Raw genomic sequence first — 23,772 nt, 5'->3', positions numbered from 1 at the left:
GCCATGCACCCGTACTTTTCCCTGCAAGGCCGCACCGCTCTGGTGACCGGCGGCACCCGTGGTATCGGCAAAATGATCGCCAAGGCCTATGTCGAGGCCGGCGCCACCGTGTACGTCTGCGCCCGGGATGCCGAGGCCTGTCAGCAAACGGCTGATGAATTGAGCGCCTTCGGGACTTGCCACGGTGTGGCGGCCAACCTGGCCAATGAAGAAGGCGTGTTGCAACTCGCCACGCGGCTGGGTGAACAGATTCCTCATCTGGACATTCTGGTGAACAACGCCGGCACCACGTGGGGCGCACCGCTGGAAAGCTACCCAGTCAAGGGCTGGGAAAAGGTCATGCAGCTCAACGTGACCTCGGTGTTCAACTGCATCCAGCAGTTTTTGCCTTTGCTGCGCAAGGCCGGTTCAGAAGCGAATCCGGCGCGGATCATCAACATCGGTTCGGTGGCGGGGATTTCTTCCTTTGGCGAACAGGCCTATGCCTACGGCCCGAGCAAGGCAGCCCTGCATCAACTGTCGCGGATTCTGGCGCGGGAGCTGGTGAGCCAGCACATCAACGTCAACGTGATTGCACCGGGGCGTTTCCCGAGCAAGATGACCCAGCATATTGGCAATGATGAGCAGGCGCTGGCGGAGGATACGGCGTTGATTCCGATGAAACGCTGGGGCCGCGAGGAAGAGATGGCGGCGTTGGCGATCAGTCTGGCGAGTACGGCTGGGGCATACATGACCGGGAATATCATTCCGCTGGATGGCGGGTTCAGTCTCTGATACCCGCTTTTGTGGCGAGGGAGCTTGCTCCCGCTCGGTTGCGAAGCAACCGCCTACAGCACCGAGTTTCCCCTGGAGAAACTCGGTGAAGGTGTTTGGGGGCGCTTCGCACCCCAGCGGGAGCAAGCTCCCTCGCCACAGAGTGCGCATGGGCTATCATGTTCGCCCTCATTGCCGCCTCGACCCCAAACCATGACCTACAGCGTTTCCCCCATCGGCTTCGTGCGTTCCTGCTTCAAGGAGAAGTTCGCCATCCCGCGCCAGCCGCAACTGGCCCCGGCCGCTCGCGGTGTGCTGGAACTGGTGGCGCCGTTCGATCAGGGCGATGCGGTGCAAGGTCTGGAGCAGGTCAGCCATGTCTGGCTGCTGTTCCTGTTTCATCAGGCCCTGGAAGAAAAGCCACGCCTGAAGGTCCGCCCTCCTCGCCTGGGCGGCAACAAATCCATGGGCGTATTCGCCACCCGCGCCACGCATCGACCCAATGGCATCGGCCAATCTGTGGTGAAGCTAGACAAGGTTGAAGCCCATCGGCTGTGGATCTCGGGGATCGACCTGCTCGACGGGACGCCGATTCTCGATATCAAACCCTACGTGCCTTACGCGGACATCATCGACACGGCCTCCAACAGCATCGCCAATGCCGCGCCGCAGTTGATTCCCGTGCATTGGACGGATGCGGCGCTGCAACAGGCTCATGACCATGCTCAGCGCCTTGAAGAGCCGTTGGTGGCATTGATCGAGCAATGCCTGGCACAAGACCCACGCCCGGCGTACCAGATTCCCACGCCTGAACGGGAATATGGCGCGCAGTTCTGGGATCTGGATGTGCGCTGGCATTACCCCGAGACGGGTGTGATCCGAGTCCTGGAAGTCATTCCCGCAAAAGCCTGAACCTCAAAAACGAAAAAGCCCGCGCTACCTTCTCAGGCAACGCGGGCTTTTTGTGGCCAACACAAAACCAATGTGGGAGCGGGCTTGCTCGCGAATGCGGACTGTCAGTCAGCCTCATTGCTGAATGCTAAACCGCTTTCGCGAGCAAGCTCGCTCCCACAGGTAGTGCAGCTTACTTCTCGACGAACGCTCGCTCGATCAGGTAGTCACCCGGCTCGCGCATCCGCGGCGAAACTTTCAGGCCGAAGCTGTTCAACACTTCGCTGGTTTCGTCGAGCATGCTCGGGCTGCCGCACAGCATGGCACGGTCGTCCTGCGGGTTGATCGGTGGCAGGCCGATGTCGCTGAACAGCTTGCCGCTGCGCATCAGGTCGGTCAGGCGGCCTTCGTTCTCGAACGGCTCACGGGTCACGGTCGGGTAGTAGATCAACTTGTCACGCAGCGCCTCGCCGAAGAACTCGTTCTGCGGCAGGTGCTCGGTGATGAATTCGCGGTAAGCGACTTCGTTGACGTAACGTACGCCGTGGCACAGGATCACTTTTTCGAAACGCTCGTAGGTTTCCGGATCCTGGATGACGCTCATGAACGGCGCCAGACCGGTACCGGTGCTGAGCAGGTACAAATGTTTGCCAGGCTTCAAGTCATCCAGCACCAGCGTGCCGGTAGGCTTTTTGCTGATGATGATCTCGTCGCCTTCCTTCAGGTGCTGCAGCTGGGAAGTCAACGGGCCATCGGGCACCTTGATGCTGAAGAACTCGAGATGCTCTTCCCAGTTCGGGCTGGCAATCGAGTACGCGCGCATGAGCGGCCGGCCGTTGGGCTGTTGCAGGCCGATCATCACGAACTGACCGTTCTCGAAGCGCAGGCCCGGATCGCGGGTGCACTTGAAGCTGAACAGAGTGTCGTTCCAGTGATGAACACTGAGGACACGCTCGTGGTTCATGTTGCTCATGTACGTGGGACTCCTGGAGATTTTGCCTGCGCCGCTGATGTGCGCAATTGCATCGCATTCTAATGGCAGCGACAATATCTGTTAAATGGATTATTAAGATAAGGGTTATCGGTTATATAGATATGCGATTTACTCTCCGTCAACTTCAAGTATTCGTCGCCGTTGCCCAGCAGGAAAGCGTATCCCGCGCTGCCTTGACGCTCAACCTTTCGCAATCGGCTGCGAGCACCTCGATCACCGAGCTAGAGCGTCAGTGCAGCTGCCAGCTGTTCGACCGCGCCGGCAAACGGCTGAGCCTCAACGCCCTTGGCAAACAGCTGTTGCCGCAAGCGGTGGCCCTGCTCGACCAAGCCAAGGAAATCGAAGACCTGCTCAACGGCAAGTCCGGTTTCGGCTCTCTGGCGGTCGGCGCGACCCTGACCATCGGCAATTACCTGGCCACTTTGCTGATCGGCAGCTTCATGCAGCGCCACCCGGAAAGCCAGGTGAAGCTGCACGTGCAGAACACTGCCAACATCGTGCAGCAAGTCGCGCACTATGAAATTGATCTGGGTCTAATCGAGGGCGATTGCAGCCATCCGGACATCGAAGTGCAGAGTTGGGTCGAGGATGAGCTGGTGGTGTTCTGCGCGCCGCAGCATCCGCTGGCCAAGCGAGGCACGGCGACCATGGATGAGCTGAGTCACGAGGCCTGGATCCTGCGGGAACAAGGCTCCGGCACGCGGCTGACCTTCGACCAGGCCATGCGTCACCATCGCAGCGCGCTGAATATCCGTCTGGAGCTGGAACACACCGAAGCGATCAAGCGCGCGGTGGAATCAGGTTTGGGGATTGGCTGTATTTCACGCTTGGCGCTGCGCGATGCGTTCCGCCGCGGCAGCCTGGTGCCGGTGGAGACGCCGGATCTGGACCTGGCGCGGCAGTTCTATTTCATCTGGCACAAACAGAAATATCAGACGTCGGCGATGCGCGAATTTCTCGACCTGTGCCGCGCCTTCACCGCCGGGGTTCAGCGCAGCGACGAGATCGTGTTGCCCAGCATCGCTTAAAGCAGAATCACCGCCCACACCAGCGCGATCATGCTCAACGCCACGAACTGAGCGGCGCTGCCCATGTCCTTGGCGTTCTTGGACAGCGGGTGCAACTCAAGGGAAATGCGGTCGATGGCCGCTTCCACGGCCGAATTCAGCAACTCGACGATCAAGGCCAACAGGCAGACCGCGATCAGCAACGCCTGTTCGACACGGCTGACGTTCAAAAAGAACGACAGCGGGATCAGGATGACGTTGAGCAACACCAGTTGCCGAAAAGCCGCCTCCCCGGTGAAGGCTGCGCGCAAGCCGTCCAGCGAATAGCCGGATGCGTTGAGGATGCGTTTGAGGCCGGTTTGGCCTTTGAAAGGAGACATAGAGTAGGCAACTGACCAAAAAGGAGTGGGAAAGCTAGATCAACCCAAGTCAAAAAAGCGTGAACAGGCCAACTCTTAGTGGCTCGAAATTGACTCAAGTTGTTGCAGAAGCAACGCAGCCTGGGTGCGAGTCCGCACATTCAGCTTACGGAATATAGCCGTGACATGCGCCTTGATGGTCGCTTCGGAAACGCTCAGCTCGTAAGCGATCTGCTTGTTCAGCAAACCCTCACAGACCATGGTCAACACCCGGAACTGCTGCGGCGTCAGGCTGGCAAGGCCTTCGCTGGCGGCCTTGGCTTCAGCGGAAACGCTCACGGCTTCAAATGCCTGAGGCGGCCAGAACACGTCGCCATCGAGCACCGCACGCACGGCTTTCTGAATGACACTCAGGTCACTGGACTTGGGAATGAAGCCGCTGGCGCCGAATTCACGGGACTTCACCATGATCGAGGCTTCTTCCTGGGCCGATACCATCACCACCGGAATTTGCGGGTACTGACCGCGGAGCAGCACCAGCCCGGAAAAACCGTAGGCCCCCGGCATGTTGAGGTCTAGCAGCACCAGATCCCAGTCAGACTTTTCGTCCAGTCGGGTTTCCAGCTCGGCAATGCTCGCCACTTCCACCAGACGGACATCCGGACCCAGGCCCAGGGTCAACGCTTGATGCAGGGCGCTACGAAAAAGAGGGTGGTCATCGGCAATCAGGATTTCGTATGTGGCCATTTTTCAAATGATCCTGTTTTTCTAACAACTCAAGGCACAGCCACGGAGCTGCACCAACAGGGCACGTTCAACGCCAATTACGTGGTTATCACGCAAAGAATACGGCGTATCAAACTTTGGCCGCGCCCTAATCGGCGCCAAGCATGCCCAGCGAAACCGGGGTGGTCAAGGTGCATGGCCGGTACAGTTCTTTGCAGTATGGGCGACAATCAGCAGATGACCGGAGCCGCGTTCTGCACGAAAGGCATCAGTTCGGTGTGGGCCGGCGTTGCAACGTTCATGTCCAACTGATGTTTCGCGTCCAGGTAATGCTGGCTGAATACGTCGAAATAAGCGTCCAGCGCCGAGGCCGCTGCGGTATCGCCTGCTAGATCCAGACACAACGCCGCCACTTCGGCGGTGCACAAATGTTCGCTGCGGGTCGACCGGCGCAGTCGATAGCGTGAAAGCTTTTCGGGCAGCAGGCTCAAAATCGGCAAACGATCAAAATACGGGCTCTTGCGGAAAATCTTCCGGGCCTCGGTCCAGGTCGCGTCGAGCAGAATGAACAACGGCCGCTTGGTTCTATCGGCTTCGACGGTGTTCGTCACTCGCTCAGGCTCGACGTATTCACCCGGAAAGACCAGATACGGCTGCCATTGAGGGTCGGCCAACAGCGCCAGCAACTGCGGATCCGTTTCCGTGCGGGACCAGATAAAGGCATGGTTGTCGCGCACCACGTCGGCGATCAACCAACCGGTGTTGCTCGGCTTGAACACTTCTTTATTGGTCATGATCAGGCACACGCCCGAGCGGGCCTCGACCTGCGGGCGCCAGGCGCACAGACAGTGACTCTCGATCACGCGGCAAGCACGGCACCGCGGCGCCCTCCAGCCACGGGCCTGAATCGGCTTGATGCCCTCCTCCTCTCGCTGGTCGCGCAAGCGGGCGACGGCGTTTGCAGCAAAAACCGGGGTTACTGGGTTCATCGCAGGCAGCACCGGAGGGGAAAGAAAATCGACACGTAAATCACTCGGCAAGTCAGAAAGTGGCGGCAGTTTATCAGAGCAACCGGCGCAAGCCTGTACCGTCCAGGCCTCGTCCCCTATAATTCGCCGCCACTGAACGCACAGTCATGTGACGGGTCGAACCACCAGTCACTGAACCAGGAGAGTTTCATGCTGCGCCTTATCGTTCCCACCGCTGCCATTTTGCTGGCGTCGTCTTTCAGCGCTCAGGCTGCGTCCTTGAGTGAGCAGAATCTCAACCGAGAACTGCGAAACGTCGCCGCACAAAGCAGTGCAGGCACTCCACGGGCGATCAACGAAGACATTCTTGATCAGGGCTACACCGTCGAAGGCAACACGCTGATCAATCATCTGAGCGTACAAAGCAGCCACGCCAACAAAATGCGTGCCGACCCAAAAGCCGTGTATTTCCAGCTGGGTGCCTCGGTATGCAACAACCCATCGTTCCGCAAACTGATGGCCAAGGGCGCGGTCATGCGCTACGACTTCACAGAAGTGAAGTCCAATCGCTCGGTCGGTTCCGCCAGCTATCAGGAATCGGATTGCCCGAAAGCAGCACCGGTCAAGAAGAAGTAATCATCGGGAATTGGCGCGCCGCTGTTCATCCTCGGCGCGCAGTTCTGCCACCAACGCCTGCAAATAACGCGAACGCCGCTCGCCGCCCTCCAGACGCCGGCAGCACTCCTCTTCGAGACTCAAATGATTGGTCTCGGCGGATGACTTCAGTAATCGATACAGCTGCGTATCGATTTCCAGAATGATTCTGGCCATGGTTTACAGCCTCCCTGCACCTCGCCCTGTTTGAGCGAAAAATCCTTGAACCGCTTGGACTGTGCGTCCTGCCTTTGACGCAAAGTTGTCGTGTCACGTCTGTAACTTAGTAAATCAGAGCGCCGGGTACGCGGCACGCGTTCAGACGAACGGCCAATTCACCTTGCAAATCGTCAATAAGCGGTTGCCAGGAAAGACTTTGCGGCGCAATGATCAAGTCAGCGAGAATCTCTGCAAGGGTCTAGATTCAGAGTGTTCACGATCACTTTTCTGGGCAGGAAAGGGGCTGCCCGTCGCGTGTCTTGTTGTGCGAACGTTTCTTTCATCCAAGGGAAAAACAGAGCCTGTATGGACGACTCGAACCGAGTCGGGTGGAGCGCCCAGGCATGGGCTTGGGCTGATAGCGACACATGAGGTGTCGCGGCGCTGGCGACTGTTTTGTCGGTGCCAAGGGTTCTGTGCAGAAGGAGAAGTTGAATGCCTTACCAACCGAATGACCTCCTGAGCCGTCATTTCGAAGAAAGCGGCCACGACCTCATCAGCAAGGTCGAAGAGCAACTCAACCTGGTTTCACCCAACAGCCCGAACATCCCGATTTACCGCGACATGATCCTGACCGTGCTGCGCATGGCCCAGGAAGATCACAACCGCTGGAATGCCAAGATCACCCTTCAAGCCCTGCGCGAACTGGAACATGCATTCCGCGTGCTCGAGCAGTTCAGGGGACGACGCAAGGTCACGGTTTTCGGCTCGGCGCGCACGCCGATCGAACACCCGCTGTATGGCCTGGCCCGGGAACTCGGCGCCGCACTGGCGCGCTCGGACCTGATGGTCATCACCGGAGCCGGTGGCGGCATCATGGCGGCGGCCCATGAAGGTGCCGGCCTGGAACACAGTCTGGGGTTCAATATCACCCTGCCCTTCGAGCAGCATGCCAATCCCACCGTCCAGGGCACAGGCAACCTGCTGCCCTTCCATTTCTTCTTTACCCGCAAGTTGTTCTTCGTCAAAGAAGCCGATGCGCTGGTCCTGTGCCCGGGCGGTTTCGGCACCCTGGATGAAGCGCTCGAAGTGTTGACGTTGATTCAGACCGGCAAAAGCCCATTGGTGCCGGTGGTGCTGCTGGACGCGCCGGGCGGCAAGTTCTGGCAAGGCGCGCTGGACTTCATTCACCATCAATTGGAGGAAAATCGCTACATCCTGTCGACCGACATGAAGCTTGTGAGCCTGGTCTACAGCGCCGAAGAAGCGGTGGAGCAGATCAATCAGTTCTACGGCAACTTCCACTCCAGTCGCTGGCTCAAGCACCAGTTCGTGATCCGCATGAACCACAAGCTCAGCGATCAGGCGCTCGAAGTCATGCAGGAAACGTTCGCCGACCTGTGCCTGAGCGATCACTTTCATCAGCATGCCTATAGCGGCGAGGAGCACGATGACGCGCAGTTCAGTCATCTGGCACGACTGGCCTTCAACTTCAACGCCAGGGATCATGGGCGCCTGCGGGAGCTGGTGGACTACATCAACCTGCCGGAAAACTGGGCCCATTCCAAACCCCAGGCGCAACAGCGCACGCGAGAACCGTCCAAGGTGACGTGAGGCAAAATCGAGGCAAAAAAAAAACGGCCCGCTATCGAAATAGCGGGCCGTTTTTATTAATCATCCATTCCTCGACCGCTGAACAAGCGGCCGATCATTTCCATGGAGTATCCCCGATAACTCAGGAAACGCCCTTGCTTGGCGCGTTCCCGGACGTCTATCGGCAGATGCCCGGCAAATTTGCGTCGCCAGGTCTCTTCCAGTTGTTCCTGCCAGTTGATACCGCTCTCGCGCAAGGCGAGCTCGATGTCGTTACGTTGCAGGCCGCGCTGGCTCAGTTCTTCGCGAATACGCAAAGGGCCGTATCCGGAGCGAGCACGGTAGGAAACAAAGCTTTCGAGGTAACGGGCTTCGGACAGCAGGCCCTCTTCCGCCAGCCGGTCGAGTGCAGTGTCGATCATTTCAGGGAGAGCGCCGCGCTGACGCAGTTTACGCGTCAGCTCGACTCGACCATGCTCGCGTCGCGCGAGCAGGTCCATGGCGGTTCGCCGCACCGCGACGAGTGTATCGAGTACGGCGGTCATCGGATCAATCAGATATCAGCGTCAGCCAGGTCATCAGCCGTCTCTTTGACTGGCGATGCTTTGACGTCCGGCGCCGGGGTCAGCAGCTTGTCACGCAGTTGCTTCTCGAGCTTGGCGGCGATTTCCGGATTGTCTGCCAGGAACTTGGCCGAGTTGGCCTTGCCCTGACCGATCTTGGTGCCTTCATAGGCATACCAGGCACCGGACTTCTCAACAAAACCGTGCAGCACGCCCAAGTCGATCATCTCGCCGTTGAGGTAGATGCCCTTGCCGTAAAGAATCTGGAACTCGGCCTGACGGAACGGCGAAGCCACCTTGTTCTTGACGACTTTGACGCGGGTTTCGCTACCGACGACTTCATCACCTTCTTTCACCGCGCCAGTACGACGGATGTCCAGACGAACCGAAGCGTAGAACTTCAGCGCGTTACCACCGGTGGTGGTTTCCGGGCTGCCGAACATCACGCCGATTTTCATGCGGATCTGGTTGATGAAGATCACCAGGCAGTTGGCGTTCTTGATGTTACCGGTGATTTTACGCAGCGCTTGGGACATCAGACGGGCTTGCAGGCCCACGTGCATGTCACCCATCTCGCCTTCGATTTCAGCCTTCGGAACCAGCGCGGCCACGGAGTCGACGATGATCACGTCAACGGCGTTGGAACGCACCAGCATGTCGGTGATTTCCAGGGCCTGCTCGCCGGTGTCCGGCTGGGAAACCAGCAGGTCGTCGACGTTGACGCCCAGTTTGCCGGCGTATTCAGGGTCGAGGGCGTGTTCAGCGTCGACGAATGCGCAGGTCGCGCCGGCTTTTTGAGCCTGGGCGATCACCGACAAAGTCAGCGTGGTTTTACCGGAGGATTCAGGACCGTAGATTTCAACGATACGGCCTTTCGGCAGGCCGCCAATGCCGAGCGCGATGTCCAGACCCAGAGAGCCAGTGGAGATAGCCGGGATCGCCTGACGGTCCTGATCGCCCATACGCATTACGGCACCCTTGCCGAATTGACGTTCGATCTGACCCAGGGCCGCAGCCAAGGCTTTCTTCTTGTTGTCGTCCATTAAAGTCCTCACGTAATCAATAAGGCCTGACGGCCAACACCTGTATAAGTAGCCAGTATTATTCCACAGCGTTTCAGGATCGCCTACCCCTGATTTGAGATTTCTCCAGCGGCATGGCGCAGCAGCCCCTCTAGCGCGGCCTTAACCGTTTGTCGGCGGACCTCATCGCGGTTACCGGCGAAGTGCTGCACCTCGCTGAACACCTGCTCACCGACGCCCCAGGCCAGCCAGACCGTGCCGACCGGTTTGTTCGGCGACCCGCCATCCGGGCCGGCCACACCGCTGACCGCCACGGCAAAATGCGCCTGGCTTTTTTCCTGAGCGCCGCGAACCATCGCCTCGACCACCTCTCGACTGACCGCGCCTACCGCTGGGAACAATTCGGGAGGCACGTTCAACTGCTCGGTTTTCTGCCGGTTGGAATACGTCACATAACCGGCCTCGAACCACGCCGAACTCCCCGGAATGCGAGTGATCGCTTCCGAGATCCCGCCGCCGGTACAGGACTCGGCCGCAGTGACGTGGGCGTTGAGAACCTGCAAGCGCCTGCCAAGTTCAGCGGCCAGTTGAGTGATTTCTTTCACGGTCATCTCCTGAGCGAGCGGAATGAGCACTACCGTACACGAGCAGATTGCGCTTGCAAGGCGCAGGATCGATCAAAATGTTAGCGCGCGACGGCTCTGACATAGGCCTGGCAGGCCTGCAAGGCAATCAGTCCGCTGTCGCCGGCATCGGTGATGGCGATAATTCGTTGAGCATGCGCCGGGTCAAGTCGGGCTCGCGCCGCTCCATGATCCACGCCGCCGGCGCCAGAGGTGGCAGACATTGAACAGCCTGAGGCAGCGTCATAGGCATCGAGGAGGACTGACAAGCGCACATCAGCAGTGGCAAGACGATCGCGCAGGCGACCTTGATCACGTCGGGCATCGCTAAGCGCTCGGTAATGGGTTTGTTCACTGGCTGACAGACGCTGCTCCAGCGCCAGACGCTTGTCCTGCTCGGCCTGTTGCTGCGTTGCGGCGGCCAGCGTCAACTGATTCAGTGCATCGGCATGCAGCCGGGCCTGTTCCGCGAGTTGTCGGCCATAACGCCAATCCTGAAATTGCCAGGCCAGCGCGGCCGAACCGCCGACCAACACCGCCAGTAACACAACAAGGCCGATTGCCTGGTAATTAACCGGCATCAGACCGAGGGCTGGCATAACACCGCCCTCGCCCGCGCCCAGAGTTGCAAGCGATCCTGCAAACCGTTCAGGCCGCCATTGATGCGGCGGGTGATGCTGTTGAACTGGTCGCGATCGGCCAGTTCGTTCAGGCCGTTTTGTTGCCAGAACCAGGCGGCTGACTCGGCGGCCCATTGGGGCTTTTCCAGCAGTTCAGGCAAAAACAACAAACGGTCATCGCCGAACAGTCCGAGGCTGCATTGGCGGTAATTGTCGCGACCGGTGATCTGGATCAGGCCTCGGCCGCGGTACTTCTGGCCGTCGCCGTCGGCCTCGGGTGTATTGCCCAGACGTATAGCCAACGTGCCGGTGTCGTACTTGCTCAAGTATTGCTCGCTGCCGAGTTCACGCACGTACTGCAATTGCCCCGACTCATGACCGACTTGCGCAAGGAAGGCGGCGGCGCGTTTCGGGGTGTTGATGCTGAAACGAAGCATGGCTTTGTTGAAAGCGGAAATGAAAACGCCCGCTTGGGTGCGGGCGTTGGGCAAGATCTTCAGCAGTTGCCCTTCAGTTAGCGGCATGACACGTCCTCGACTTACTGTTGATTGGCTCAAAAAAGTGAGAGCAGTTTTTGTGTCAGTGCCTTGAGCGAGCGGCACGCTACACCACTGCACAACCCAAGGCTCTTCACTCAAAGCCCTATTCAAGCACTGGATGATGCTTTTGACCGGGCTGGCTTCCTGACTCTCTTCTTTCTAACAGGGACCGCTTGTTCTTCAGCCATCAAAACTGGCCGGTTGGCCATCGAAGGGAAGCCATGCGATGCCGGCCAGTTTCGCAATGCAAGTCGATAGGCCTGCAATGCCTCATACCCTGCCGTTGACAGTGTGGTTTCGAGGCCAGCCTCTAACTGATCCCGATGACGCGCGACGATTGCATCTGTCTCAAGGAGTCGTGCATCCCGCCATGTCCGTTCAACGCCTGCTTCGAATTCAGATGCTCGATCAGGGGACTCCTCAAGCATCGGTCGGCCATCAACGTCTGCCACGATCCGGCCGTTTCGCTGCTCTCCTGCCAGCAACTGGTCGCGATGCTCGCTGGAGATTTCAACGGCATCGTGTGGCAATACCGTATTGATTCGTGAATCAAAGAAACTTCTTGCTGAACTGCTCCAATAAATCTTCATGATTGTTTACCTGCCCAACGCAATAAAATTGCCGCCTAACGACGGACTGGAGCCTCGGGACACAAACGACCCTTGGGTATAAGGCGACGCCGCCACATAGCCAATCGAACCAGAGCTCGCTGTGTAGCCATTACAAACAACGACTGACATGAACTGGCTATTGAAACTCACTGGCAATGTGGTTATCACGTCGGTTGCAAGACTGTTAATCGCCCCCCACTGGATCACAAAACCACCCAACCATGACGGAAACGCTAAATACCCGATATTCCCGTACGAGTTGACATACAGTGTAAAACCCGACTTCAGCTTCTTCGGCGTTATCGCAGTAGCGTCATCAGTACCGGCAGTGACTTGAGCCTGAGTCGCTAACTTCAGTACACCCGAGATCAACTCGGAAGCAGATCCTGGCACCTTATCGGATATCAATTTTGAGATAGCTTGCTTCAACTGACTGTCATCACCCTCCGATGGTGTTAACGCTCCGGCTCTAATAACTGTCAAAATCTCTTCAGTCACCGAGTTGCCCCAACTCGCCGGAATCAACGATCCCGGCGTCCCGGCCAGGGGGTTTTCGTCGACAAACTTTCCATTCACCAGCCCTGCGCTGGGAACACTATTTGGGTAATCCATTATTTACTCCATGGAGTTTCGAATTGTCATAACAATGCCGAAACTAAGAACGCAGAAATGAAAACGCCCGCTTGAGGGCGGGCGTTGAAGTGGACGGGGCGGAGCTGATGTTGCTTCTCGTTTTTTCCTTGAAGTCCTTATACCTTTCATCATCTATTGAAACGGCACCCTGATTTGGCCAGAAGCTCGTATCTTGCACAGAAGAAAACTCCGCAACAACAACTTTTCTTTCTTCACTGTCGAACTGAACATTGATCACATCCATAACACACTCCTGCTCAGCTGAATGAATAGCTGCCGATATACACTTCAAAAACCGGAGCCGTAGAATCACTCTGGCAAGTTATAGTAATCGTTTGAGGTGCAATCACAGGCATTGAGTAGTTGCTACCTAGCGACCCTCCTGAATCGAGCTTAATAGAAGTGATCTGCTGTCCTAATCCGCCATTAGTGCTCAATACCATATTGAAGAACGACAATACGCCAGTATTGTTAAGCAATATCATTTCTCCATTGATCTCAAATGCATTCGGAGGAACAACCCCTGCAATTGACAAGGGTGACGCATTCAGCAGAACAGTTCCCCTAAAGGCTTGAAAAAGCGGTATGAAAACTTTCCGCCCCCGCTGCGCACCAACTTTCAACTTCCCTGATACGTCAGTTGCCCAGACGCTGATCAACGCCGAGGCGTCATAGCCATTCGGCATTTTGCCGCCGCCGTACACACCAGGTGCAATCGTAGACGTACTGTTTACAGCAAGAATATTCTGTTCACCGGTGACGGAATTATAGATAGCGTAAAGCGCAACATAACCATTAACCGGTGCCGGCCCTACATCCATCCCTCCCACACCGGTAGTAGCGAGATTGATAACCTTGCTGAAGTTCTGCAACCGATAGCCCACACCACTCGGTGCCGATTGAACGCTCAACTCATCAGCCTTGAAGGTTCCAGTCTGTGAGGCAACGGTAATCGAGAAACTCGCATTCACCAGCAGTCCGGAAAGGATTCCAGAGCGCTTCGAAGCGTCACTCAGCAATTTTTTGATCGCTTCCAACAACTGCTTGTTGTTGCCTTCCGTGGCCGTAAGATTTGCAGCACCAATTACACCCAATATTTCTTCAGTAACCCCATTCCCCCAGCTCGCCGGAATCAACGACCCCGGCGTCCCGGCCAACGGGTCTTCATCAACAAACTTCCCATTCACCAACCCGGCGCTGGGCACACTGCTCGGGTAATCCATCCCACTACTCCTTAGTCATAATTGATGTGCACCTTGGTATGCGCCGGTGCACTGCGATGGATCAGGCATTCCAGGGCAGAACCCGGGTTCATGCCGAAGCGTTCCCCCCAGTAACTAGCGCCAAAGCGTCGGCCCAGCAGCAATCGCCCACCGGTGTTGAGCGTCCACATGAACTGCGCCTCCCAGGTACCGAAATGCGCCGCGCTGAATCGCGCGCGGCCCATCCGCGGGGCTTCGTGTTCGGTGATGGTGGCGTTCGGGTAGCCTTGGGTGCGGGCGATTTCGATGTAGTAGCTGACGGCCTGGCTGCCGACCGCGAGCAGTCGACGGCGCACGGCAAGTCGTCGGTCGTCGAACAGCGGCGTGGCACCAAGACACGGATCGGGCAGGTTCATCACTCGCTCCCAGTCCGGCACCAGTTCGCTGACGCCGGCCGGGTCCATTTCGTTAAGCAGGTCGGCGGCGCGAGCGTCGAGGCGAGCCAGTTCCTGAGCAACGCCTTTGAGGACCTCTTCGAGTTCCGGCACCCGCTCGGGATCCCAGGCCGGGCCGCTGGGCAGCAAACTGCGCAGTTGCACCAGGTACTGCGCGGCGGTTCTGATCACTGCCATACGCAACCTCCGAAAATCAGTAACTGGTTGACGGCGGCTTGCACATTTGTCGACGGACTGGCCAGTACGTGATCGCTTTCACCCGTAGCGCTGCTGATCGCTTCACGAATGTGGCTGATCAATAAGGTGTCGCCCAGGCCAGCTTCGCGGTTGTGCAGATCGCGAAGTTGCGCCTCGACAGCGGCGCGGACAGCGCTGGTATCGGGCGTGAGACTCAGTTGATAGGTGACTGGCTTTTGTACCGGTGGCAATACGTGCAACTCGGCGGTAACCGGGCGCAGCGGTTCGATGTAGGCCTGGACTTCAGCCAGTTGCGCGGGGGTTGGCAACGGTTGTGGATCATCATCGCGCATGATGAACAGGCCAACGGTGCCGGGGCCCAGGTAACTGCCGCGACACCAGGCACGGGTCACCCCGGGAAATTCCAGCGCCCAGGTTTCGTAATCTTGCGCCGAGCCGCCATGGGGGATGATGCGGTAGGAACTGATCACTCGGGACCGCAGGGATTCGAGACTTTCCCGAGCGACCCCACCGATCAATCCCGGTGCCTGAACAGTGAAGCTGCTGCCGACAATGCCCAGAATCGGCTGCACCGGTATCAGTGTCAGGCCGGCATCGGCATTGCCCAGGCTGCCAGCATCGAGCGCTGCGATGGTGGTGCTGTTGAGGCCATTGCTGGTGGTGCGTGAAGCGGTGACTTTATACGTGCGACCGTCGCTCGATTGCAGCAGCGTGTCGACGTCCAGCACGGCACCGGCGCCGGCGCTGAAACTGACACTGCCTGTCGCCGCTTGCGCCGCTTTACGCGGCTGGTTCAGACGCAGTGCGGCGATCCGCTCCAGTGTCGACTCGTCGGCCTTGTCTGGCAGAATCTGCTCGGCGATCCAGTCAAGGTAGCCATACAGACCATAAGCCGCGCCGCCGAGGGTTCGGGCCAGTACTTGCGCATCGGACTGGCGCAGCGAATCGCTGGCCAGGTCGCTTTGGGCGCGTTTGATCAGCACCGGCAGCGAAGGGGTTTCAAACGGCATAGATCACCTGCCAACTGTTATCAGGGTTGATGTCCAGGCGCTCGCCGTCGGCCAGGGTCAGGACCGTGCGCAGGTTCAGGCGCTGGGCGTCGAGGCGTTCGCTGATGATATCGATGGCGCTGCAATGGCCGTCATCGAGCAGCCATTGCAAGGCTTCACGGGCATAGAACTCGGCGTCCATCTGGGTCTGGCGGGTCAACTTGACCCGACGCAGCAGCCACAGCCGCGAGCCGATCCGGTCGTCCGCCACTGTCGGAAAGGTGTCGCCCCACCAGCCGAAACGTTCTTCGTCATCGAGGGCATCGTCATCGGCGGCGCGACGCCAGGTGAACAGACTGATCAGCACTGAACGGGTCAGCGCGGCGTGGAGGTTCTGGCTGATGAACATCACTGCCCTCCTGCCGGTACACCGGTCTGGCCGTTGCCCGCCTGCACGCCGATGTGCACGTGCTTGATCTGGCTGATGCCTCCGGCAATCTGATCGCCGGTGGAGACGACCTTGCCCGTCTGATTGATCACCGGCGTGTCGATATTTACGGCGGTACTGGCGCGGATGTTCAGGGTCGCGGTTTCGATGTCGATGACCCGCCCGCGCTTGAAGTGGATCTTGTCGCCCTCGTCGGTGTAGATCGCCACTTCGCCCTGGGCCAGGGCCTTGAGGCGATAGCGACGGTCGGCGACCACCAGCACGATGGCGTGGGAGCGGTCACCGCCCAGAAACGTGGCGATACCTTCGGCGCCGGCCAGCGGATTGCTGGTGAAACCGTAGGGTTCGAAGTGCTCCATGTCGTCGTTCACTTCGCCGGCGGTGAGGCGCATTTGCAGCGATTGAAGCTGGGTGGCCGAGTTGGCGAGCACGACAGTGCCGCGCGCCAGGAGGCGTGTCAGTAGGCTCATTGGGTGTCCTTCGGATAATCGGCCCGAACGCGATCAATAGTGGGAGCGAGCCTGCTCGCGATAGCGGTCTGTCAGTCGATATCAACGGTGAATATCAGTGCGCAATCGCGAGCAGGCTCGCTCCCACATTGGATCGCGATCATTCACAGAATGAGGGCGCACGGGAGATCCGGCGCCGAGTTCAGGTTTTCTTCGGCAGCGTCGGGTTGGCGTCGAACGTGTGAGGTGGCGCGACTTGCAGGGTTGTGATCGAGCCTTGCTGCGAAAGCGAGTAAGTGACCTTGGAAATCAGCATGTCGCCATCCACTTCCAGCACCGGATCCTTGACCCGTACCAGCGTGTTATGTCGCCACAAATCGCCATTCGCTTGCCGCCAACCCTGCACTTGATAGGTCGTGGTCAGGGCTTTGCCGATGCGGGTGGCGCTTTCCCAGTTAGCCCTTTGCAGGGCCAGTTCGGGCGTGATCTGCATGCCTTCATTGATCACGGTGGTCCGCCGTCGCTTGAAGCCCAGGTCGGTGGAAACCGCCTCGACCTCGCTGACCGCCGCCCCGCTTTTCTGGTCGTTGCCCTTCTGCTGACCAATCACCCGGTATTCGGAGAACACCTGGCTGTAGTCCGTCGGCGCATTGGCCGAGAGAATGTTCTTGCCCAACTCCAGCGCTTCACTGGCACGCCCACCGCTGCCCGGCCGCGCGAGCACGACCCGGCCTTGCGCATCGTCGGTGGAAAACACTCGGAACAACGACAGCAACCGGTCGACGGACTGGAAAACCGTCTCGCCGGGCACAATGGTGTGGCTGTCTCGCCGAGCCGTTTCCGGGATTTCACTGACGACATAACCGCCGTATGACGAGACCAGGTCTTGCACGATTCGCAGTAGCGATTGCTGGTGCCACTGGTTGGGTTTGTTGGTCGCGGCACAATCCACCAGGTCCTGGGTTTTTGAGCTGCCTTCGATGCTCAGGCTGATGCGTTGCCCGTCATAGCTGATCGGTGCCTTGAACACATAACCGGTCAGCACCAGATCACTGCCGATGTGCACTTCGCAGGGTGCGCCGGGTTGAATCCGGCGCACCTCGGTCTGCCCCGGCCATTGCCAGGTGATGTCGAGTTTGAAGGTGCGAAACTGACGCTCCAGGTCCGCCGTGATTTCTACGCTTTTCCATCCGCCGTATTCCAGATTGTCGACGGTCAGGGTGACACTGTTATCCTGCTCGTTCATGGCTACTCCCCGGAGATTTTGAGTTCGCGCGGCGGGAGAAAACCCGGGTGGACAACACCGTTGCGCTGAGTCACTTCCAGGACCCGAGTGGCGTCAGCCACCTGTCTGTAGATCGCAACCAGCGCCGGCAGACTGTCCTGAAATGACTTGCTCACCAGCCTGATGCCAGACGATGCAACGGCCTTGAGATGCGCTTTCAACTTCTGACGCAGATCAGCGGCGGCCTGATAGTGCGCAGGATTGGCCTTGTCCTCGACCAGTTTGATCGCCTCTTCAATTTCCTTGAGCGTCCTTAGCACATCATCAATCACCGGCACTTCCGGGCGGGTGACCGGCTGCTCCACCTGCAGATCCAGCGGTGGCGGAGAAACCTTCACCGGCAACGTTGCAATCGGCAACAGGGCCACCCATTTGGCGGCCTGCACCACCAGGGCATCCTGCACCAGATTGGTCAGTGCCTGAGCCGCTGCCATGGTGTCTTTGCCGGTGGTCAGTTTTGGCGCATCGGCTTTGCGGATTGCTTCGACCTGCTGGGAGACGTTGGCAATCACGCCACGATATCCCTCACGAGCAAAGTCCTTGAGCTCCTTGATGTCGCCGAGCAAAGCCTTGAACTCCGCCGCCACTTCCTTGGGCAATTCCTTCACGGCTTTGACCAGGTCGCTGATCTGGCGGTATTGGTCGATCAACGGTTGCAGCTGTTGCTGGATCACCCCGTAAATGTCCTTGATGCTGTTGCGCAGGTCGGCAATGCCGATCCGCGCCGCCTGTATCAGGCTCATGGCATCTTCGAAGCGCGCCACCGCCGAGCCCAGGAAAGTGTCCGCGGACGCCAGCAACAGTTTCTGCGTACTGACCGCCGCGATCGGAAACGGCACCGGCACATCCGGGTAGAACTTCAAGGCAAACGTCACCAACCCACCGTCCTGGCGGGTATGAGTCATGTCGCATTCGCCGACCTTGACCTGAAGACGTCCAAGCCACGGATGGACCAGTTCGCCACTGCCCTGCTCCAGCGCCTTGAGCAACTTGTCACGCTGTTCCAGGCAATCGGGGCCGACGATGAACGCCGTCAGATCGTGGACCTTCGCCTGTTGGCCAAGGCCTTCGAAGTACGGCAGGTCTCGCTGCGGATACTCGTGCAGCTGGCCTTTTTGGCCGACCGGGGATTTCGCCTGGTCAACCCAGAATCCGACACCTCGAAAGGACGCCGGCATCAAACGGTCACGCCAGCTCATTGGAACCTCCAAGGGAAAGTGAGCGGTAGCCGATGCGCGAAGTGAGCGCCAGCGCCGGTTGATTGGTTTGTGGTTGATCGGTGCGCAGGCCGGCCGGCGCATTTTCGAAGCGTACGGTCAGGCCACCTTCGAGTTGCGTGCGGTTGTTGGTCGCGGTTTGCTGGATCAGGGCGCTGGAGTTCTGAGTCAGGGACCCGGGTTGTATCGAAGCGTGCTGCGCCTGATTGCCGGGCACCGACAGGCCCCCGGGCGGCGTCTTGGAATCGGCGCCAAAAAACGCGGGTGCCAGCTCGCCCTTGCCTTCAGCGTTGGTTTTGTTTTGCGCTTCGGTCAGGCCTTCGATCTTGCCGGTGACCTTGGTGATAAAACCACCGAAGCTGCCGCCAAGCATTTCCTTGACCGGTGCCATGATGGCTTGAATCTTGTCTACCCACTCGCTGATCCCTTTCGTCAGCGGGTCCCATTGCCGGGTAAATTCGTCCAGAGGCGACCAACCGAACTGGCTGCTGAAAATGGCAGACAAAATCAGCATCACATTGCGAATGTTTTCCACAACTCCGGCAAAGAACTCAGGAACCTTGCCCCAGATTTCGGCAATCGCCTCCAGCGGCAAGTAGTCGAACACGCCGCGTAGCACCTCTTTCACAGGCACGATCAGCGCCACCAGCAAGTCCCAGATGGCTGCAAACATCCCGGCAATTGGCCCCCAGTTATTCAGGATCATGCCCTGCGGTGTCCAGGCGAACCACGCCTCAACGAAGGCGAACCCTGAAGCCACGACTTCCTTTATCCGTCCAAAGACCGCGACAAGCACCTCACTGATGGGTGTCCAGTTAGCAATCACCAACCCGATCGGGCTCCATCTGAAAGCCCTTTCCAATGCCACGAACAGAATCGACACCGTGGCCTTGATGACCTCCCAGATCGCCGCGAAGACTGTAGTAATCGGCCTCCAATGGCTGATGATTTGCCCAATTGGCGTGAAGGCGAACATCGTCTTGAAGAACTCGACCATGGGTATCACCACCGGCGAAATCTTCTGCCAGAGGCCAGCGAAGAACGTCGAAATCGGCTTCCAGTTGGCGATGATCAAACCGGCTGCCAAAGCGATGCCCGTGGCAATCAGCATGACCGGATTGGTCTTGAGCACCATGTTCATCAGATCGAACACCTGGGTCGCGCCAGTCACAGCGGTTTGCATCGCCGAAAACGCGATGGCGCTCGCCGCCAGTCCCTCGACCAGCTTCGGGCTATCTGCAAGCAGGCTGCCGAATCCGCTCAACAACGGTTGCAGACCTGCCGTAACAGTAACGACAGCAGGCTGCAAAGCGCTGTTGGCGGCGACCGATACCTGCTCCATCGACCGACTGAACACATTCATGGATTGCGTCGCGCTTGCCGGCGCTTTCGGCAAATCAATGCCTTCGGCTGACTCGCCGACCTCAGTCAATTTGCCCTTGAACGCGTCAGACGCCTTGATGGCCTCCACGAACGGCGTGATCACACTACCGCCCTTGAACAGACCGCTGATATCGAGCTTGCCGAGGCCGGCCTGTTCGAGATTTTGTCTGAAGCCCTCAACCTTTGTACGAAGGCTTTTGAGCTTGGGTGACAGTTCATCGATGCCCGTCAGGAGCACCGACTTCGTTTCTTTCTCATCTTTATCCGCCATCACTGCACCTGCTGCATCGCATTGATCCGTTGCGCGTGCTCCAGCGATTCGCGAAGCACATCCAGTGGCCTGGCCATCATCTGTTCGGGGTCAACCTTCCAGAACCAGGCCAGGTCATAGGCGACTGCGATCAGGTCGGTGATGGCGCCGACGCCGCACTCATGAAAAAACTGGCGACGGCCCAGCTCAGCGCGTTGAGGTCAGCCAGGTCCAACTGGTTGACCGACGACGGCGGGATGCCGGCGCAGACCGCGATGTATTTGGCCGCGACATCCATGTCCAGGCTCACCTCCTCGCTCTTGTCGATCTTGTACGGCAGCGCCTTGATCGCTCGAACTTCCTGCACCGTCGGACGGCGCAGGTTGAGTTCGGTCAAGGGCTCGCCGTGAGCTTCGATCGCAACCTGAAGCTTCACGGCGCCGCTCATTGCCAGGTCCCCTTGATGCCTTCGAACTTCAGTTCGATGGTGGCGTCATCGCCCTTGGAGGCTGGCTCTTCAACCAGGTAGGCGCCGGCCAGCACGTAGACTTTGCCGTTGCTGAATTCGCAGGTGACGGTCATGTCCGAACCGGCCACCAGCTGCTTGAGCGGGAAATCCGCGGTGTGCAGCGCCGTGACTTTGAACGACGGGGCGATGTCGGTTTCCTTGTAGAAGCCGGGTACGACGGTTTCCCGTTTCACCGCCATCAGTGGCGCTTCGCAGCCGCCGTTGATGGTCAGTTGAGCGCCGTCCACTTTGACGTAGCAGGTGCCCGCAATCAGTTGACCCATGGTGTTTCTCCCTTCAAATAAAAAGCCCACGCGCGGTGGGCTGAATTCACACAGTCATTGCAGTCAGAGAACGGCAGCGATCACGCCGCGTCGTCGTACTGCAGACGAAATTGGTTGAGCAGCGCGAACACGCGCAGGCCATTGATGTAATCCGGCGGGAACAGCACGTTGACCCGGCTCGGGTCCTGCACGTCGCGCTCGACGATCAGATGCTGGGCGAACAGCTCGGCGTTTTCGACGTGGCCTTCCAGTTCGAGCTTGGCGTACTGGGCGATCAGTTCACCGCGAATAGTGCTCGGGGTCACGATCGGCTGGCCGGCGCCGAAACGGGTGCCGTCGGAAGCCAGTTTGTGGCGACCGTACTTGCTGGTGATCACGCTTTGCAGACGACGCACGATGAACGCCGACTGGTGCATGGTTTCGCTGTCCAGGTAGGAATTGTCGGCCTGGCCGTAGGCATTCTTCTGGTAGGTGGTGATCGAGCGCTGGATGCGCACGTAGCCGCCTTCGTAGTAGGCAGTGGCGATGCCGTAGTTCAGTAGCGACTGACGCTCAGTCAGGGTAAACCGCTCGCTCGCAGGCGCCGGGTCGAGACCTGGCAGGCTACCGCTTTGAGTCGGACGACTGGCATCGGCGGAGATGAACACCGACGTGCGTGCAGCCAGTGCAGCAGCCTGAACCCAGAACGGTTGCGGTACGCCCGGTTCCAGCGCCTGAAGGGTCATGTGCTGATCGTTACGCGCCTGGCCAGCGGCAACCAGTGCTCCGAGGGTGCCGCGCTTGGCGCTGTAGACGTGACCGAACAATTGCTTGGCCCAGGACCAACGACCGGTGCTGTCATCCATGACGGCTTGCCAGGTGTTGAGGGTCGACAGGTCCGACCACGGCATGCAGATGAACTCGAACGGTTCATCGCCCAGCGCTGCCACGGCGCCAACCTGATCCGGGACACCGGCGCCGCCGGTCATGGCGGTGATTGCCGAAGTCAGGCCGGCCGGCGTTTCTTCGCCATTGCTCTTGCCCAGGCGATTGAATTGCAGGCTGATGTCGTTGCCGCTGTCGCCGGTCCATTTGGCACTCAGGGTCACGACGCCTTCGACCGCAGCAGCGGTGACTGGCAGATCGACGGCAGCGTTGATTTTCAGCGCCAGCGCCGTTGCCGCTTGAGTCGCCGTCGCACCGTTGACGATGGCCGTTTGAACGCGCACGCCACCTACATAGAGGTTGAGCACACCGCTTTGGGCGGCCGTGCCAGTCAGGGTCAGCACACCTTTGGCAATGCTGCCTTCAGTGTTGTGCAGCGGCAGGCACCAGATCTCGCCAACCGGATCGGTCTTGCGAAACGTCTCATACATAGAGGCAAGCATGGAGCCTTGGCCGCCGATGCTTTTGGCCAGTGCCACGCTGGACACCAGCACCAGTTTGCCGACGTCGGCCGGCGCAATGTTGTCGTTGACCTGGGCGACGATCAGACGGCGCATGGCCGACGATGCGCTATTGGCCGCCGAGTTATCCATCTCGGCATAGAACAGCGGAACACGAATGTCCGCGGGGATGCTGCTGAATCCGATCGCCATTATTGGGCTCCCTGTGGTTTTGCCGCTTTCACGGCTTTGGTAGTGATATCGCCATCGGCCAGACGTCGACGCCACCAGGCGTTGTCCGGCACTTCACGGCCCTCGAGGGGCAACAGATCGCCCGCTTCCGGGTCGGGCACGGCACGGCCAGGGGCCGGCAGCACGGTGATGCGTTTGCTCATGGGGTTACGTCTCCAGAGAAAGTCAGTTCCAGGCGCCCGTCGGGCCCCGGGCGTTTCAGATTGGGGTCCGCCGGATCGATTGCATCGACCCGTACGGTGACCCCGGTAAAGGACGACAATCCGTCCAGTTCACGTTCGTGCCAGCTTTCCGCAGGCTGACCAGGCAGATTGCGGCCGAGCTGGAACTCGGTAAAAAAGCGCAGGCGATACAGCGCACGGTTGCTGTCGATGGAAACCAGTTCGCCGCCGTCGTAGGCGATGGCGTCGTAGTCGCTGCCGGGCTTGAAACCCACCAGCGCGCGCCACAGTTCGGCCCGCAGGTCGTGCATCAGATCCAGCGCTTTTGTAGCGTCCGTGGTGTCGAGCACCAGGGTCACTTCGAAACGGTCGCGGATCGGTTGCAGGTTCAGGTTTTGTGCCACGCTTTTGCTCGCAACATCGTCGATCGCTACGACGTAGGCGCAAGGGGTTTGCAGTGGGTTGTTGGCTTGCAGTGTGGTGAGGTCGATGCCGGCGGCCACGCGATTGGCGAGGGTTGGGCAGTGATCACGCAGTTGCGAAACCAGTGGAGTGATCTTCATGGATTTTCACCGGGCATTAAAAAACCCGCTGAGGGCGGGTTTGATTTAA

General features: G+C 58.9%; 31 protein-coding genes. 5 read left to right on the top strand and 26 right to left on the bottom strand.

What is annotated here, in order from left to right; all coding sequences use genetic code 11:
• The first annotated feature begins 3 nt into the window (after positions 1-3).
• Positions 4-774 (top strand): SDR family oxidoreductase, encoded by a 771-nt coding sequence (locus tag DJ564_RS07125; RefSeq protein ID WP_109628252.1) that lies wholly within the window; start codon positions 4-6, stop codon positions 772-774.
• Between the two features lie 192 nt (positions 775-966).
• Positions 967-1,665 carry a tRNA (N6-threonylcarbamoyladenosine(37)-N6)-methyltransferase TrmO gene (gene tsaA / locus DJ564_RS07120; protein ID WP_109628251.1) on the top strand — a complete coding sequence of 233 codons (699 nt, stop codon included), beginning with the start codon at positions 967-969 and terminating at the stop codon, positions 1,663-1,665.
• A gap of 172 nt (positions 1,666-1,837) precedes the next feature.
• Here the strand turns inward: tsaA and fpr are convergent, their stop codons facing one another.
• Positions 1,838-2,617: a ferredoxin-NADP reductase gene (gene fpr, locus DJ564_RS07115; RefSeq protein ID WP_003443014.1), complete on the bottom strand. Its 780-nt coding sequence runs from the start codon at positions 2,615-2,617 to the stop codon at positions 1,838-1,840.
• 122 nt (positions 2,618-2,739) lie between these two features.
• Between fpr and DJ564_RS07110 the strand changes: the two genes are divergently transcribed.
• On the top strand, positions 2,740-3,666 hold the full coding sequence (locus DJ564_RS07110; protein WP_109628250.1) for a LysR family transcriptional regulator: 927 nt from the start codon (positions 2,740-2,742) through the stop codon (positions 3,664-3,666).
• Here DJ564_RS07110 and DJ564_RS07105 read toward each other — a convergent pair.
• From DJ564_RS07105 to DJ564_RS07095, 3 genes are all read right to left on the bottom strand, one after another.
• Entirely contained in the window at positions 3,663-4,025 is a 363-nt protein-coding gene (locus DJ564_RS07105; protein WP_008010143.1) for a diacylglycerol kinase, read from the bottom strand. The two genes, DJ564_RS07110 and DJ564_RS07105, sit on opposite strands and share 4 nt — an antisense overlap.
• 75 nt (positions 4,026-4,100) lie before the next feature.
• Positions 4,101-4,751, bottom strand: coding sequence for a response regulator transcription factor ErdR (erdR, locus tag DJ564_RS07100; protein WP_010462704.1), 651 nt, complete (start codon positions 4,749-4,751; stop codon positions 4,101-4,103).
• A 209-nt stretch (positions 4,752-4,960) separates the two neighbouring features.
• A complete protein-coding gene (locus DJ564_RS07095) occupies positions 4,961-5,719 on the bottom strand; it encodes a tRNA-uridine aminocarboxypropyltransferase (protein WP_109628249.1) in 759 nt (252 codons plus the stop codon).
• 189 nt (positions 5,720-5,908) lie between these two features.
• Here DJ564_RS07095 and DJ564_RS07090 point away from each other — a divergent pair, with 189 nt between their 5' ends.
• Entirely contained in the window at positions 5,909-6,334 is a 426-nt protein-coding gene (locus tag DJ564_RS07090) for a PA3611 family quorum-sensing-regulated virulence factor (RefSeq protein ID WP_109628248.1), read from the top strand.
• Here DJ564_RS07090 and DJ564_RS07085 read toward each other — a convergent pair whose 3' ends face one another.
• Entirely contained in the window at positions 6,335-6,529 is a 195-nt protein-coding gene (locus tag DJ564_RS07085) for a hypothetical protein (protein WP_109628247.1), read from the bottom strand.
• A 477-nt stretch (positions 6,530-7,006) separates the two neighbouring features.
• On the opposite strand from DJ564_RS07085, the gene DJ564_RS07080 reads away from it, so the two are divergent.
• Positions 7,007-8,125: a TIGR00730 family Rossman fold protein gene (locus tag DJ564_RS07080; protein WP_109628246.1), complete on the top strand. Its 1,119-nt coding sequence runs from the start codon at positions 7,007-7,009 to the stop codon at positions 8,123-8,125.
• Positions 8,126-8,181: 56 nt separating this feature from the next.
• Here DJ564_RS07080 and recX read toward each other — a convergent pair whose 3' ends face one another.
• From recX to DJ564_RS06970, 21 genes are all read right to left on the bottom strand, one after another.
• A complete protein-coding gene (gene recX, locus DJ564_RS07075; protein WP_109628245.1) occupies positions 8,182-8,649 on the bottom strand; it encodes a recombination regulator RecX in 468 nt (155 codons plus the stop codon).
• An 8-nt stretch (positions 8,650-8,657) separates the two neighbouring features.
• Positions 8,658-9,710, bottom strand: coding sequence for a recombinase RecA (gene recA / locus DJ564_RS07070; RefSeq protein WP_007907270.1), 1,053 nt, complete (start codon positions 9,708-9,710; stop codon positions 8,658-8,660).
• A gap of 83 nt (positions 9,711-9,793) precedes the next feature.
• Positions 9,794-10,294 carry a CinA family protein gene (locus DJ564_RS07065; protein WP_109635965.1) on the bottom strand — a complete coding sequence of 167 codons (501 nt, stop codon included), beginning with the start codon at positions 10,292-10,294 and terminating at the stop codon, positions 9,794-9,796.
• A gap of 80 nt (positions 10,295-10,374) precedes the next feature.
• The gene (locus DJ564_RS07060; protein ID WP_109628244.1) at positions 10,375-10,911 is read right to left on the bottom strand and encodes a lysis system i-spanin subunit Rz; all 537 of its coding nucleotides are present in this window, start codon (positions 10,909-10,911) and stop codon (positions 10,375-10,377) included.
• Positions 10,893-11,456, bottom strand: coding sequence for a glycoside hydrolase family 19 protein (locus tag DJ564_RS07055; RefSeq protein WP_109628243.1), 564 nt, complete (start codon positions 11,454-11,456; stop codon positions 10,893-10,895). The genes DJ564_RS07060 and DJ564_RS07055 overlap by 19 nt, the downstream gene beginning before the upstream one ends.
• A 122-nt stretch (positions 11,457-11,578) precedes the next feature.
• Positions 11,579-12,061, bottom strand: coding sequence for a phage tail assembly chaperone (locus DJ564_RS07050; RefSeq protein WP_109628242.1), 483 nt, complete (start codon positions 12,059-12,061; stop codon positions 11,579-11,581).
• 6 nt (positions 12,062-12,067) lie between these two features.
• On the bottom strand, positions 12,068-12,694 hold the full coding sequence (locus tag DJ564_RS32770; RefSeq protein ID WP_371922058.1) for a hypothetical protein: 627 nt from the start codon (positions 12,692-12,694) through the stop codon (positions 12,068-12,070).
• A 43-nt stretch (positions 12,695-12,737) separates the two neighbouring features.
• Positions 12,738-12,959 carry a hypothetical protein gene (locus DJ564_RS07040; RefSeq protein ID WP_109628241.1) on the bottom strand — a complete coding sequence of 74 codons (222 nt, stop codon included), beginning with the start codon at positions 12,957-12,959 and terminating at the stop codon, positions 12,738-12,740.
• A 13-nt stretch (positions 12,960-12,972) separates the two neighbouring features.
• A complete protein-coding gene (locus tag DJ564_RS32320; protein WP_256597478.1) occupies positions 12,973-13,938 on the bottom strand; it encodes a hypothetical protein in 966 nt (321 codons plus the stop codon).
• Positions 13,939-13,949: 11 nt separating this feature from the next.
• Complete coding sequence (locus tag DJ564_RS07030; RefSeq protein ID WP_109628240.1) at positions 13,950-14,549, bottom strand: YmfQ family protein; 600 nt, start codon at positions 14,547-14,549, stop codon at positions 13,950-13,952.
• On the bottom strand, positions 14,540-15,580 hold the full coding sequence (locus DJ564_RS07025; protein ID WP_109628239.1) for a baseplate J/gp47 family protein: 1,041 nt from the start codon (positions 15,578-15,580) through the stop codon (positions 14,540-14,542). The genes DJ564_RS07030 and DJ564_RS07025 overlap by 10 nt, the downstream gene beginning before the upstream one ends.
• Positions 15,570-15,968 (bottom strand): phage GP46 family protein, encoded by a 399-nt coding sequence (locus DJ564_RS07020; protein ID WP_010462743.1) that lies wholly within the window; start codon positions 15,966-15,968, stop codon positions 15,570-15,572. The genes DJ564_RS07025 and DJ564_RS07020 overlap by 11 nt, the downstream gene beginning before the upstream one ends.
• The gene (locus tag DJ564_RS07015) at positions 15,968-16,477 is read right to left on the bottom strand and encodes a phage baseplate assembly protein V (RefSeq protein WP_109628238.1); all 510 of its coding nucleotides are present in this window, start codon (positions 16,475-16,477) and stop codon (positions 15,968-15,970) included. The genes DJ564_RS07020 and DJ564_RS07015 overlap by 1 nt, the downstream gene beginning before the upstream one ends.
• A gap of 181 nt (positions 16,478-16,658) precedes the next feature.
• Complete coding sequence (locus DJ564_RS07005) at positions 16,659-17,702, bottom strand: phage baseplate assembly protein (protein ID WP_109628236.1); 1,044 nt, start codon at positions 17,700-17,702, stop codon at positions 16,659-16,661.
• A gap of 2 nt (positions 17,703-17,704) precedes the next feature.
• On the bottom strand, positions 17,705-18,940 hold the full coding sequence (locus tag DJ564_RS07000; RefSeq protein WP_109628235.1) for a DNA circularization protein: 1,236 nt from the start codon (positions 18,938-18,940) through the stop codon (positions 17,705-17,707).
• The gene (locus tag DJ564_RS06995) at positions 18,927-20,612 is read right to left on the bottom strand and encodes a phage tail protein (protein WP_109628234.1); all 1,686 of its coding nucleotides are present in this window, start codon (positions 20,610-20,612) and stop codon (positions 18,927-18,929) included. The genes DJ564_RS07000 and DJ564_RS06995 overlap by 14 nt, the downstream gene beginning before the upstream one ends.
• 130 nt (positions 20,613-20,742) lie before the next feature.
• Positions 20,743-21,039 (bottom strand): phage tail assembly protein, encoded by a 297-nt coding sequence (locus tag DJ564_RS06990; protein ID WP_109628233.1) that lies wholly within the window; start codon positions 21,037-21,039, stop codon positions 20,743-20,745.
• Positions 21,036-21,383, bottom strand: coding sequence for a phage tail tube protein (locus tag DJ564_RS06985; protein WP_109628232.1), 348 nt, complete (start codon positions 21,381-21,383; stop codon positions 21,036-21,038). The genes DJ564_RS06990 and DJ564_RS06985 overlap by 4 nt, the downstream gene beginning before the upstream one ends.
• 80 nt (positions 21,384-21,463) lie before the next feature.
• Positions 21,464-22,960, bottom strand: coding sequence for a phage tail sheath subtilisin-like domain-containing protein (locus DJ564_RS06980; RefSeq protein ID WP_109628231.1), 1,497 nt, complete (start codon positions 22,958-22,960; stop codon positions 21,464-21,466).
• Positions 22,960-23,142 carry a DUF2635 domain-containing protein gene (locus tag DJ564_RS06975; protein ID WP_010462758.1) on the bottom strand — a complete coding sequence of 61 codons (183 nt, stop codon included), beginning with the start codon at positions 23,140-23,142 and terminating at the stop codon, positions 22,960-22,962. The genes DJ564_RS06980 and DJ564_RS06975 overlap by 1 nt, the downstream gene beginning before the upstream one ends.
• Complete coding sequence (locus DJ564_RS06970) at positions 23,139-23,723, bottom strand: hypothetical protein (protein ID WP_109628230.1); 585 nt, start codon at positions 23,721-23,723, stop codon at positions 23,139-23,141. Before DJ564_RS06970 ends, DJ564_RS06975 begins: the two co-directional genes overlap by 4 nt.
• Positions 23,724-23,772 lie beyond the last annotated feature (49 nt).

The organism is Pseudomonas sp. 31-12, assembly GCF_003151075.1.
Lineage (GTDB): Bacteria > Pseudomonadota > Gammaproteobacteria > Pseudomonadales > Pseudomonadaceae > Aquipseudomonas.
The sequence above is the reverse complement of the archived record's forward strand: the minus strand, read 5'-3'. Positions and strand labels throughout refer to the sequence as shown.